Annotated in this window: 10 protein-coding genes; 2 read left to right on the forward strand and 8 right to left on the reverse strand. The window is 68.2% G+C overall.

Going from position 1 to position 12,216, the window contains the following annotated elements; translation table 11 throughout:
• Positions 1–54: 54 nt before the first annotated feature.
• From GE073_RS22190 to GE073_RS22225, 8 genes are all read right to left on the reverse strand, one after another.
• Positions 55–882 (reverse strand): pyruvate, water dikinase regulatory protein, encoded by an 828-nt coding sequence (locus GE073_RS22190; protein ID WP_043111203.1) that lies wholly within the window; start codon positions 880–882, stop codon positions 55–57.
• 18 nt (positions 883–900) lie between these two features.
• Complete coding sequence (locus GE073_RS22195; protein ID WP_228551711.1) at positions 901–1,533, reverse strand: helix-turn-helix transcriptional regulator; 633 nt, start codon at positions 1,531–1,533, stop codon at positions 901–903.
• A 72-nt stretch (positions 1,534–1,605) separates the two neighbouring features.
• Entirely contained in the window at positions 1,606–4,290 is a 2,685-nt protein-coding gene (gene ppdK, locus GE073_RS22200) for a pyruvate, phosphate dikinase (protein ID WP_153784396.1), read from the reverse strand.
• Positions 4,287–4,502 carry a GapA-binding peptide SR1P gene (locus tag GE073_RS22205; protein ID WP_228551712.1) on the reverse strand — a complete coding sequence of 72 codons (216 nt, stop codon included), beginning with the start codon at positions 4,500–4,502 and terminating at the stop codon, positions 4,287–4,289. Before GE073_RS22205 ends, ppdK begins: the two co-directional genes overlap by 4 nt.
• A 142-nt stretch (positions 4,503–4,644) precedes the next feature.
• The gene (locus GE073_RS22210; protein WP_228551714.1) at positions 4,645–5,919 is read right to left on the reverse strand and encodes a type I glyceraldehyde-3-phosphate dehydrogenase; all 1,275 of its coding nucleotides are present in this window, start codon (positions 5,917–5,919) and stop codon (positions 4,645–4,647) included.
• Positions 5,920–6,113: 194 nt separating this feature from the next.
• On the reverse strand, positions 6,114–7,094 hold the full coding sequence (gene glpX, locus GE073_RS22215; RefSeq protein WP_028598556.1) for a class II fructose-bisphosphatase: 981 nt from the start codon (positions 7,092–7,094) through the stop codon (positions 6,114–6,116).
• Between the two features lie 400 nt (positions 7,095–7,494).
• The gene (locus tag GE073_RS22220) at positions 7,495–8,469 is read right to left on the reverse strand and encodes an aldo/keto reductase (RefSeq protein ID WP_028598555.1); all 975 of its coding nucleotides are present in this window, start codon (positions 8,467–8,469) and stop codon (positions 7,495–7,497) included.
• 469 nt (positions 8,470–8,938) lie between these two features.
• Complete coding sequence (locus GE073_RS22225; protein ID WP_153784397.1) at positions 8,939–9,403, reverse strand: hypothetical protein; 465 nt, start codon at positions 9,401–9,403, stop codon at positions 8,939–8,941.
• Positions 9,404–9,576: 173 nt separating this feature from the next.
• Here GE073_RS22225 and GE073_RS22230 point away from each other — a divergent pair, with 173 nt between their 5' ends.
• Positions 9,577–11,031, forward strand: a complete 1,455-nt coding sequence (locus tag GE073_RS22230; RefSeq protein WP_153784398.1) for an MGDG synthase family glycosyltransferase — start codon at positions 9,577–9,579, stop codon at positions 11,029–11,031.
• Positions 10,994–12,208 (forward strand): MFS transporter, encoded by a 1,215-nt coding sequence (locus GE073_RS22235; RefSeq protein ID WP_101807768.1) that lies wholly within the window; start codon positions 10,994–10,996, stop codon positions 12,206–12,208. The genes GE073_RS22230 and GE073_RS22235 overlap by 38 nt, the downstream gene beginning before the upstream one ends.
• Positions 12,209–12,216: the final 8 nt, after the last annotated feature.

Raw genomic sequence — 12,216 nt, forward strand, 5'->3', positions numbered from 1 at the left:
TTTGAAAGGGGCTCGCCTGCGAGCTTCAAAGCGTTGGTCTATTTTTTCGTCCGCTCAGCCCAGCAAATGCTTGCGCGCATCGAGAATGACGCCGGCGGTCTCCTCGATCGCTCGGTCGGTCACGTCGACGACGAGGCAGCCTAGCCGCCGGAACAGCTCCTGCGCATACTCCAGCTCCTCCGCCACCCGCTCCAGGCGGGCGTAGCTGACGCCGGCCGGCAGCCCCATGCTCTTCAGCCGCTCGATGCGGATCGAGATGAGCTTCTCCGGCTGCATCGTCAGGCCGACGAAGCGGGAGCCCGGCATGCGGAACAGCTCCTCCGGCGGCTTGACCTCGGGCACGAGCGGATAGTTCGCCACCTTGTAGCCCTTGTGCGCCAGGTAGATGCCAAGCGGCGTCTTGGACGTGCGGGAGACGCCGAGCAGGATCAGGTCCGCGTCCTTCCATCCGACGACATGCTGCCCGTCGTCCGACTTGACCGTGAACTCGACCGCCTCCACCCGGGTGAAATATTCCTCGTCCATCCGATGCGGCCGTCCCGCCTCCTGCTTGGGCGCGGAGTTGAACGTGCGGACGAAGCCCTCCATGACCGGTCCCATCACGTCGACGGCGCAGACGCCGAGGCGCGCGGACTCCTGGCGGATCATCTCCCGCAGCTCGGGCAGCACCAGCGTGTAGACGACAAAGCTCCCGATCGAGGCGGCGTGCTCCATCAGCTCGCGCACCTCTTCCTCGGACTTGACGTTCGCCCAGCGCTCCACCTGGACCGACTCCGCCTCGAACTGGCGCAGCGTCGCGCGCACGACCGTCTCCGCCGTCTCCCCCGCCGAATCGGAGCAGACGACGATGCGTTTCCTGTCTTCGTTCAACCGTTGGCTCAACCTCTTCCCCGCCTCCTCCTAGCTTTCCGCCGACGCCTCGTAGAACAGCCGGGTCACGGTCGTCTTGGTAATGCGGCCGACGACCTCCAGCCCCGCCTCCGGCCCGTCCCCGAGCGGCCGCACGACCGGCAGGCCGTCGATCTCGCGGGCGATCATGACCGCCATCGCCTCGCGCACCGTCTGCTCCGGCGTCACCGTCGCCAGATTGGACAGCCGCGTCATGACGAGTCCGAGCGGCATCGAGGAGGCCTGCGGATTGCCGAGGGCGACCTTGAGCAGATCCTTGCGCGAGACGATGCCCGCCAGGCGGCCGGCTTCGTCGACGACGGTGAGGCTGCCTACATTCTCCAGAAAAAGCGTCACGACCGCATCGCTCACCGTCGCCGTCTCGCGCTGCACGACCGGCACGCCCATCACCTCGCGCACGGGCAGCAGCGCGGCGGCGGCGCTGGAGTCCGTGGCGCGCTCCGACTCGTCGCGGCTGCCGAGGAAATAGCCGACCTTGGGCTTGGCGTCGAGATAGCCGAGCATGACGAGCAGCCCGAGGTCGGAGCGGATCGCCGGGCGCGTCACTCCGAGCAGCTCGGCGATCTGCTCGCCCGTGATCGGCGCGCGGCGGCGGACCGTCTCTACGATCTTCTTTTGCCTCATCGATAGTTTGATCGCCTTTCCCTCCGCTCGCTTCATGTTCTACCATCCATTGTAACCGATGGCAGGACGATTTCACACCGGCAAAGCGTCCGCTAAAGCGGAAGGAGCAGCGTCCCGGCCGGGCCTGGCAAGAGCGGCCTGGGCGGCCGCGATGCGCGCCATCGGGATGCGGTACGGCGAGCAGCTGACGTAGTCGAGGCCGATCTCGTGGCAGAAGAAGATCGAGTCGCGCTCGCCGCCGTGCTCGCCGCAGATGCCGGCCTTGAGGCCCGGCCGCGCGGCGCGCCCCGCCTCCGTGGCGATGCGGATGAGCTGGCCGACGCCCTCCTCGTCGAGCACCTGGAACGGATTGAACGGCAGCAGCCGGCGCTCGACGTAGCGCGCGAGGAACTTGCCTTCGGCATCGTCGCGGCTGCAGCCGTAGGTCATCTGCGTCAGGTCGTTCGTGCCGAAGGAAAAGAAGTCCGCATGCTCCGCGATCCGCCCGGCCGTCAGCGCGGCGCGCGGCACCTCGATCATCGTGCCGACGCGGATCGGCCGCTCGCGCCGCAGCGCCTCCGGCAGCAGCCGCTCCGCCACGGCCTCGACCTCGGCCCGCAGCAGGCCGAGCTCCGCCGCCTCGCCGACGAGCGGAATCATGATCTCCGCCCGCACGTCGACGCCGCGCTCCGCGCAGGCCGCTGCCGCCAGGCACAGCGCCTCCGCCTGCATCCGGTAGATCTCCGGATGCATGATGCCGAGCCGGCAGCCGCGCTGGCCGAGCATCGGGTTGGCCTCGCGCAGCGCATCCGAGCGGCGCAGCAGCGCCTCCAGCTCGGCGCGCTCGCCCTCGCGGGCGGCCTCGAGCTTGCGCTGCAGCTCCTCGCGGCCCGGCAGGAACTCATGCAGCGGCGGGTCGAGCAGCCGGATCGTCACCGGCAAGCCGTCCATCGCCTCCAGCAGCCCTTCGAAGTCGGCCTGCTGCATCGGCCGCAGCTGCGCCAGCGCCGCCTCCCGCGCCTCGTCGGTCTCGGCGGCGATCATGCGCTGCATGACGGCCAGCCGCTCCGGCGCGAAAAACATATGCTCCGTGCGGCACAGCCCGATGCCCTGCGCGCCGAGCCGGCGCGCGGCGCGCGCGTCCTCCGGCGTATCGGCGTTGGCGTGCACCTCCAGCCGCCGCAGCTCGTCGGCCCAGCGCAGCACCTGCAGCAGCTCCTCCGTCACGGCCGGCTCGCGCAGCGGCATGCGGCCCGCGATGACGCGGCCCGTGCCGCCGTCGATCGTCAGCCAGTCGCCTTCGGCGATCGTCTCGGCCCCGCCGCCGCGCACGGCGAGCCGCTTCGCCTCAGCGTCGACCGCGAGCGCCTCGCAGCCGCAGACGGCCGGCTTGCCCATGCCGCGCGCGACGACCGCCGCATGGCTCGTCATGCCGCCGCGGCTCGTCAGGATGCCTTCGGCGGCGAGCACGCCGTGGATGTCGTCCGGCGTCGTCTCGGGACGCACGAGGATGACCGGCTGTCCGTCCCGGCTCCAGCGCTCCGCCGTATCGGCGTCGAACACGGCCCGGCCGATCGCCGCTCCCGGCGACGCCGGCAAGCCCTTGGCGAGCGGCTGTCCGGCGGCCGACTCGTCGATGCCGCGATGGAGCAGCTGCTCCAGATGCGCCAGCTCCACGCGGCGCACCGCTTCCTCGCGAGCGATCCTTCCTTCGCGGACGAGATCGACGGCGATGCGGAGCGCGGCTTGGGCGCCCCTTTTGCCCGTACGGGTCTGCAGCAGGAACAGGACGCCCCGCTCGATCGTGAACTCGATGTCCTGCATGTCGCCGTACCGCTCCTCCAGCGTCCGGCCCCAGCGCTCCAGCTCGGCATGCGCCTGCGGCAGCGCCGCGGCGAGCGCGGCGATCGGCTGCGGCGTGCGGACGCCGGCGACGACGTCCTCGCCCTGCGCGTTCAGCAGGAACTCTCCATACAGGCCCGGCTCCCCCGTCGACGGGTCGCGGGTGAAGACGACGCCGGTGCCGCAGTCCGCGCCCTTGTTGCCGAACACCATGCGCTGCACCGTCACCGCCGTCCCGCCCGAGCCGTCGATGCGGTTGACGCTTCGGTAGACGCGGGCGCGCGGGTTGTCCCAGGAGCGGAACACCGCCTCGACCGCCAGCCGCAGCTGCTCCAGCACGTCCTGCGGAAACGGGCGGCCGGCCTGGCGGAGCACGAGCTGCTGGTAGTCGAGGACGAGCTCGCGCCAATGCTGCGCTTCGAGCTGCTGGTCGGTCTCGACGCCCGCCGCTTCCTTGCGCGCCTCCAGCAGGCGCTCGAAGCGCCAGCCGTCGACGCCGAGCACGACCTGGCCGAACATGGCGACGAGGCGGCGGTAGCAGTCGAAGGCGAAGCGCTCGTCGCCGGTGGCGGCGGCCAGCCCCTCCGCCGTCTCGTCGTTGAGCCCTAGGTTGAGGATCGTATCCATCATGCCCGGCATCGACACCGCCGCTCCCGAGCGCACCGAGACGAGCAGCGGGTCGGCGCGGTCGCCCAGCCGCTGGCCGCCGCGCTCCTCCAGCACCGCCAGCGCCTCGCGGATCTCCGCCCAGAGCGGCTCCTCCAGCATGCCGCCGGAGCGGCCGTAATCCCGGCACGCTTCCGTCGTGACGGTGAAGCCGGGGGGAACCGGCACGCCGGCGGCGGTCATTTCCGCCAGGCCCGCTCCTTTTCCTCCGAGCAGCTGCTTCATGTCCGCTCGGCCTTCCTCGAACGCATAGACGCGCTTGGCGCTCATGGGCGCTCCCCCTCTCCGGCAGCGGGCCGCGTCAGCGGCGCGTAGTCCAGGCCAGATTCGGCGGCAGCCTCCCGGCAGCGCGGCGAGTCGCAAAGGCTGTGGAAGATTTTGACCCGATTCGTCGGAAGCGTATCGACGATCTCGTTGCAGCTCGGGCATAAAATGAGTCCGTAGTCCAGGCTGCCTTCGGCAGCGGCTAATCCGTTTTTCATAGGGTCCATCTCCTTATGAAGTCGTGGGTTGAACGGGCATCTTGGCGCAGCGGCAGCTATGGGAAGGGAACGATTCGCGATGCTGAATGTTGATGGCGTCGAAGGTCAATGCGGCTGAAGGTCAATGGCGTCCGTGGCGCCGCTAGACGCGGACGGCCTGCGCGCCGCCGAGCCGGCCAGCGGCCGAAGCACGCTCCGCGATCCGCGCCGCCAGGTCGACGACCCGGCAGGCGTAGCCCCATTCGTTGTCGTACCAGGCGCTCAGCTGCACGGAGGAGCCGCGGGCCAGCACGCTCGGTCCGTCGACGACCGCCGACTTGTCGCAGCCGATGTAGTCGGCGGACACGAGCGGCAGGTCGGCGTAGCCGACATACGGCGCGAGCGGCCCGGCAGCCGCCTCGCGCAGCGCCTCGCGGACCTCGTCCGCCGCTGCCGGCGCGGCCAGCTCGAGCTGCAGCTGCAGCAGCGACACGTCGGCGACGGGAACGCGCACCGCCGAGCCGCGGATGACGGGAGCGAGCTCCGGCAGCACCTCGCGCAGCGCTTTGGAGACGCCGGTAGCGGCAGGGACGATGGAGGCGCCGCAGGAGCGGGCCCGGCGCCAGTCGCGATGCGGGTTGTCCAGATGGTTCTGGTCGCTCGTGAAGGCGTGGATCGACGTCGCCCAGCCGCCCCTGACGCCGAAAGCCTCGTGCATGGCCTTGAGCACGGGGGCAAGGCAGTTGGTCGTGCAGGAGGCGGCGGAGACGAAGCGGTGGACCGACGGGTCGAAACGCTCGTCGTTGACGCCCATGACGGCGGTCAGGTCGGCTTCGCCCGGAGAAGTGAGCAAGACGCGTCCCGCTCCCGCCTCGAGGTGCTTTTCCATGCCCGCCCGATCGGTGAACGCCCCGGTCGCGTCGATGACGAGGTCGATGCCGAGCCGCCTCCACGGCAGCCGGGACGGGTCGCGCTCGGATACGAGCTCGATCCGGTTCTGGGGCGACGAGTTCCGCTCAGGCGCGGGCTCGATCCAATTCTGGGGCGACGAGCTCTGCTCGGATGCGGGCTCGACCCGGTTCTGGGGCGACGAGTTCCGCTCAGGCGCGGGCTCGATCCGGTTCTGCGTGGACGGGTTCCGCTCAGACGCAGAGTCGATTCGGCTGCTCGGCTGCGGGGAGGAGCTTCGTCCGGGCGGGATCCCGGTTCGATCCAGCCGCTCGTCGGCCTCCAGCCGAACCAGCGCTCCGCCGTCCGTCCTCACCCGTCCCGGCCAGCGGCCGTGCACGGTGTCGTATTCCAGCAGATGGACCAGCATGTCGGGGGCGCAGGTCGTGTTGACGGCGACGAGCTCGAGCTCCGAGCCCTCCGCGAGGTCCAGCAGCCGGCGGATGCAGAGACGGCCGATTCTTCCTGTGCCGTTGATGGCGATTCGCATGAAAGCAGCTCCTTTATGACGTATAATTAACAATATGACGCCTCATAAGGCAAGGGAAAGCCGCATCCAGCTCTCCCGCGGAGATGTCCGGGCTTGAGCCGAATTCGGCGAATGGCCATGGCGTCGCCCGGTGGACGTCGCAGAGGCGGGCCCGGCGGCCGCTGGATGGCAGTCGGTCCAGAGTCGGCCGGCGCTTACCCGAGCGCCTGGTCGCTGCGCATCGCGGCTTTGAGCGACAGGTCATGGCGCGTCTGGATGAAGCGCACCGTGCGCGTCGCCGCTCTCATGACGACCGAGTGCGTCGTGGCGAGCCGGCCCGGAAGCTCGCGCACGCCGTCCAGGAAATCTCCCTGCGTCACGCCGGTCGCGGCGAAGATGACGTCGCCCGTGCCGACCAGATCCTCCATGCGCAGCACCCGCGACGGATCGGCGATGCCCATCGCGGCGCAGCGGCGCAGCTGCTCCTCTCCCTCGGGGAGCAGGCGGCCTTGCAGCTCGCCGCCGAGGCATTTGACGGCTGCTGCCGCCAGCACGCCTTCCGGCGCTCCGCCGGAGCCGACGTACAGATCGACGCCTGTCTCGGGAAAGCAAGGCGCCATCGCCCCGGCCACGTCGCCGTCGGTCAGCAGCCGGACGCGTACGCCAAGCGCCCTCAGCTCGGCGAGCAGCGGCGCATGCCGCTCCCGCTCGAGCAGCGACACCGTCAGCTCGGAGAGCGGCTTGCCGAGCTCATGCGCCGCCTTGCGCATGGTCGCCGCAAGCGGATCCTGCAGCCGCAGCCGGCCCGCGAGCGCGGGGCCGACCGCAAGCTTCTGCATGTACATGTCGGGGGCATGCAGCAGCTGGCCGCGCGGCGCGAGCGCCAGCACCGACAGCGCGTTGTTCAGGCCGCGCGCGGCGAGCTCCGTCCCTTCGAGCGGGTCGACGGCCACATCCGCCTCCGGGCCGCTGCCGACGCCGAGCTCCTCGCCGATATAGAGCATCGGCGCCTCGTCCATCTCCCCTTCGCCGATGACGACGCGTCCGCGGATCGAGACCGAGCCGAACATCCTCCGCATCGCCTCCGTCGCCGCACCGTCGGCCATCATCTTGTCGCCCCGCCCGATCCACGGGGAGCAGGCCAAGGCGGCCAGCTCGGTCACCCGCACCACTTCAAGCGCCAATTCGCGTTCCATGCCCTCATCCTTTCGCATGCTTGCCGATTTAGGCTCCTCGCCCCTCGCTTCTTGCTTCTTGCTTCTTGCTTCTTGCTCCGCCAGGAGGGATCTTCCGGATATAATGTAACACATATTATATATGAGTCACAATAGGCGATGGATGATTTTATTGTGCGTACTATTTAGACAGGCGATGAAGGAAAGGAAACGAGCTTAGCCTGCAAAAAAGCTCTCAGCATAGCCAACAGCCAGGCAGGCAAGCTGCCTTATCTACGAATAAAGACCGAACAGAAGGAAGCCCGGCTTCCTTCTGTTCGGTCTTTGTTGGTAGAGCCCGTCCATCCTGATCGCCGCAAACGAGGACTCCTTGTCTAGGAGACAGAGCCCTGATCAGGCAAGAACTGTCGGCCGCATATCCTTACCAGGCGTAGGCTTTCGGAGCCTGTCCGCCCGGGCCGGGGAAGATCTCGTCGATGCGCTTGAGCGTGCTCTCGTCGAGCTTGATCTCGACGGCCCGCAGGGAGCGCTCGAATTGCTCCAGCGTACGGACGCCGATGATCGGAGCCGTGACGGCCGGCTGATGGAGCAGCCAGGCCAGCGACACGAGATCCTCGGTCTCTCCGAGCTCGTCGCACAGGCGGCCGTAAGCCTCCAGCTGCTCGCGATGCCGATCCGAGCGGTTATCGCCGCTCCGCTGGCCCGCTTCGCCGCGGCGGATGTTGCCGGACAGCAGGCCGCCGTCAAGCGGACTCCACGGAATGATGCCGATGCCATGCGCCTGTGCGGACGGCAGCACCTCCAGCTCGGGCAGGCGGGTCAGCAGATTGTACTTGTGCTGCTCGGAAACGAGGCCGAGCACGCCGCGGGCCTTGGCCTCGCCTTGGGCGACCGCCAGATCCCAGCCCGCGAAATTGCTGGAGCCGACATAGCCGATCTTGCCCTGCGCCTGCATGTCGCCGAACGCCGGCCACAGCTCGTCCCAGCTGGCGCTGCGATCGACGTGATGCATCTGGTACAGCTCGATGTGATCGGTCTGCAAGCGGCGCAGCGACCCTTCCAGATGACGGCGAAGCTTGTACGACGACAGGCCCGACTCGCCGTTGGGCCCGTCAAGCGGATCATTCATGTCTCCGTAAGCCTTGGTGGCGATCACGGTGCGCTCGCGGCGGCCGCCGCCTTGCGCGAACCAGCGGCCGATGATCTCCTCCGTGCGGCCGGAGTTCTCTCCCCAGCCGTAGATGTTCGCCGTATCAAAGAAGTTGATGCCCGCATCCAGCGCGGCATCCATAATCGTAAACGCTTCCTTTTCATCCGTTCCGACGCCGAAATTCATCGTGCCCAGGCAGAGGCGGCTGACCCGCAGCCCCGAGCGGCCAAGCTTGGTGTACTCCATCTGTCCTTCGAACTCCCTTCCAGACGCAAGAAATGAATTGCTCTACCAGTATACCTGAACGAAAGAGGCGGCGGAAAAAAATCGCTGCATGCCGATAGACGAAAAGTCGACTCAAGAAAGTCGGCTTTAGCGGCTGCAAGGCAACGTTACTATTGCCTCGGTTATTGATAGACCAGATATAGACGATAGGGAAGTGGTTTAATGCCGCCTACCTGCGGACGAACGCCCCGTCCTGCCAGCGCCCTCGCGTTTCGTTCTTGCACAGCGGCTTTTTGCTTCGACAGGAACCCAATCATTGCTCAGGGGAACCCCTTATCATGCTTTTTCCAATATACCTTTCCAAAAATGAAACGAGAGCGGTTGCGACTAACAAAATCGTTCAATGCCGATGACGCTCCGCTAACATGGCGAAGCTAGGCTGAAGAGGCGCGGCTGCCGCCGATCTGCCGCCTCCGCGTCGAATTTGAATTCAAGGTACTTTTGTGCCCTGGATCAACCCATCCGCGTCGGATTTCTGAATCCAAGGCACTTTTGTGCCCTGGATCGACACATCCGCGACGGATTTTTGAATCCAAGGCACTTTTGTGCCCTGGATCGACCCATCCGCGTCGGATTTCTGAATCCAAGGCACTTTTGTGCCTTGGATCGACCCATCCGCGTCGGATTTTTGAATCCAAGGCACTTTTGTGCCCTGGATTGGCCGTATCCGCGGCGGATTTCTGAATCCAAGGCACTTTTGTGCCCTGGATTGGCCGTATCCGCGACGGATTTTTGAATCCAAGGCACTTTTGTGCCCTGGATCGACACATCCGCGGCGGATTTCTGAATCCAAGGCACTTTTGTGCCCTGGATCGACCCATCCGCGGCGGATTTCTGAATCCAAGGCACTTTTGTGCCCTGGATCGACCCATCCGCGGCGGATTTCTGAATCCAAGGCACTTTTGTGCCCTGGATTGGCCGTATCCCCGGCCGTCGCCGTGTCTGCCGCTCTGCCGAACGACTTCTTCCATCCGGAAAGGAGCTCTGAACGAAATGGCCCTGCGCTTCCGGTTCCTGCGAACCCCCGCTTCTGCCGTGCCCTTGGAATCCGCTGCATCTCTGCTTCGCATGCCTCACTCAAGCTCGGCGCTCGTTCCGGCGCCTGCTCCGACCACGCTCCCGCCCTCCGCCGCTCCTGCGCCCGCTCCGCCGCCCGCTCCGGCTGCCGCCGAACGTGCCGCGAGAGCGCCTGCTCCGACCACGCTCCCGCCCTCCGCCGCTCCTGCGTCCGCTCCGGCTGCCGCCGAGCGTGCCGCGAGAGCGGCTGCTCCGCCCACGCTCCCGGCCTCGCCGTCCCGCTCGCTCCGCCGCGAGCCGAAGGCGCTGCTGCTGTACGCCTCCTACGGCGACGGCCATCTGCAGGCCGCCAAAGCCATCCGCGCCCAGCTCGCCGAACGAGGCTGCGGCCCGATTCGAATGGTCGATCTGATGGCCGAGGCCCACCCGCTGCTGGACGCCCTCTCTCGCTGCTTTTACCGCAGCAGCTATCGCCTCTTCCCCGGCGTGTACGGCTGGCTGTACGAGCGCACGCGCCTCGCGGCGCCGGGCTCGGCGCTCGCCGCCGTCCTGCACGCCCCCGGCCGCAGGCGCCTGCGGCAGCTGCTGCGCGAGGAGCGGCCCGACCTCGTGCTGCATACGTTCCCGCTCTTTCCCGGACCGCCCGCCGGATCGCCGGACCGTCCCGCGCTGACGGCCGCGATCGTCACCGACTACGACCTGCACCGCCGCTGGGTCCACCCCGGCATCGACCGCTACTACGCCGCCTCGGAGGAAATGAAAAGCGAGCTCCTCGCCGCCGGCGTGCCCGAGGAGCGCGTCTGCTTCGCCGGCATCCCGGTCAGGCCCGGCTTCGACGCGCGCCGGCGCGGCTCCGACCGCTCCGCGCTGGAGCGTCGCGGCTTCAATCCCGAGCTGCCGCTCGTGCTGCTCATGGGCGGCGGAGCCGGCATCCTCGGCGGCCTGCTGCCCGCCTGCGGCCGGCTGCTCGCCGAGCGGCCGCAGGTCCAGCTCGCGCTCGTCTGCGGCCGCAACGAGGCGTTCGCGCGCGACGCCCGCCGCCGCTTCGCCGGCCGCCCGGATTCGAGCCGCCTGCATGTGCTCGACTACGTCGAGGAGCTGCCGGAGCTGATGCTGCATGCGGCATGCCTCGTGACGAAGCCGGGCGGGCTGACGATCGCCGAAGGGCTGGCGGCCGGCGTGCCGCTCGTGCTTTACCGCCCCGTACCGGGCCAAGAGCGCCGCAACGCGGCCTACGCGGCGCGCCTGGGCGCGGCCGCCGTCGTCCGCACGCCGGAGGCGCTCGTCGAGGCGGTGCTGAAACTGTTGGACGACCCGGAGCGTCTTAAGGAAAGCGCGCGCCGGGCGGGAGCGCTTGGCCGGCCGGACGGCGCCGGTCGGATCGCCGACGATTTGCTGCAGCGGCTCGAGGGGTATACTGGAAAAGAACGGCCGATCCGGCCAAGCTCCGTTCAAGGAGGAACCTCGGATGAAGGCAATACCATCGCTGCTGCGCTCCGAAGCTAGAAGCCGCTCCCAGCTCCCGCTGCTCGCCGCCGTCCTGCTGCTCGTCGAATTCGCGCGCGGGGCGGCGCTGGTCAGCTTCCTGCCCCTGTACGGCACCGATACGCTCGGCCTGACGCTGGGGACGGTCGGAGCGGCGATCGCCGCCCACTATTTGACCGACACGGCGCTCAAGCTCGGCATCGGCTACTGGCTGGACCGGCATTCGATCCGGGCCGTCGTCTTCGCGGGCATGCTCGCCTCGCTCGCCGGCATCCTGCTGCTGCCGCTCGCGCATGCGCCGTGGCTGTTCATCGCGGCGTCCGCGCTGTACGGCGTCGGCATCTCCCCGATCTGGATCGTCTGCCTCACCCAGGTCAGGGAAGAAAAGCGGGCCTCGCAAATGGGCACGCTCTATGCCATCTGGCTCGGCGGCCTCGGCGCCGGGCCGATCGTCTGCAACATCGTGCTCGACTTCAGCAGCGGCGCCGCCTATCTGCTGCTGCTCGGAGCCGTCGCCGCCGCTACGGCCCTCTCGCTGCTGCTGCGCGGCCGCACCGGAGCGGACGCTCCGCAGCATGTGCCGCTGCGCCGGCAGCTGCCGGTGCTCCGGGAGCGGCTGCAGGCGATGCGGCTGCTGCTGCCCGGCATGGTGCTGCAGACTGCCGTCGCCGGCATGCTCGTCACTGTCCTGCCGACGTTCGCGACGGACCGCCTGGCGCTGAGCGGCGCCCAGTACTCGCTGCTGCTCACGGCCGGAGGCGTGCTGACGATCGGCATGCTCCTGCCGATGGGCAGGCTGTCCGACCGGCTCAGCCGCCATCGGCGCTGGTTTCTCGTCGTCGGCTTCTTCGCTGTCGCGGCCTCGCTGTACGCGCTCTCCTTCACGCGCGGCTTCGGGCTCTGCCTGGCGCTGGCCGCCCTGCTGGGCTTGTCCTACGCCGCCGTGCTGCCCGCCTGGAACGCGCTGCTCGCCGCCTATGTTCCTCCTAGCCAGAAAGGGCTCGGCTGGGGTATGCTGAGCACAGTGGAGGGCGTCGGCGGCATGATCGGCCCCGTCGCCGGCGGCCTCGCGGCCACCTGGCGCGGCGAGCCGTTCGTCGTCTGGCTGAGCGCCCTGCTGTTCGGACTCATCGGGCTGTGCTACGGCTTCCTGCCTCTCGCGGAAGCCGATCACGGCCGCACTAATCCACCGGAATAGGTTGTGAG

The sequence above is a fragment of the Paenibacillus sp. B01 genome, from assembly GCF_009649995.1.
In the GTDB taxonomy this organism is placed as follows: domain Bacteria; phylum Bacillota; class Bacilli; order Paenibacillales; family Paenibacillaceae; genus Paenibacillus_O; species Paenibacillus_O pasadenensis.

Excerpts from the sequence above, each read along its gene's own strand:
- GE073_RS22220 (WP_028598555.1), bottom strand. The coding sequence starts at position 8,469 with ATGGAGTACACCAAGCTTGGCCGCTCGGGGCTGCGGGTCAGCCGCCTC.
- ppdK (WP_153784396.1), bottom strand. The coding sequence starts at position 4,290 with ATGAGCGCCAAGCGCGTCTATGCGTTCGAGGAAGGCCGAGCGGACATG.
- glpX (WP_028598556.1), bottom strand. The coding sequence starts at position 7,094 with ATGGAACGCGAATTGGCGCTTGAAGTGGTGCGGGTGACCGAGCTGGCC.
- GE073_RS22235 (WP_101807768.1), top strand. The coding sequence starts at position 10,994 with ATGAAGGCAATACCATCGCTGCTGCGCTCCGAAGCTAGAAGCCGCTCC.
- GE073_RS22205 (WP_228551712.1), bottom strand. The coding sequence starts at position 4,502 with ATGAAAAACGGATTAGCCGCTGCCGAAGGCAGCCTGGACTACGGACTC.
- GE073_RS22195 (WP_228551711.1), bottom strand. The coding sequence starts at position 1,533 with ATGAGGCAAAAGAAGATCGTAGAGACGGTCCGCCGCCGCGCGCCGATC.
- GE073_RS22230 (WP_153784398.1), top strand. The coding sequence starts at position 9,577 with ATGCCTCACTCAAGCTCGGCGCTCGTTCCGGCGCCTGCTCCGACCACG.
- GE073_RS22210 (WP_228551714.1), bottom strand. The coding sequence starts at position 5,919 with ATGCGAATCGCCATCAACGGCACAGGAAGAATCGGCCGTCTCTGCATC.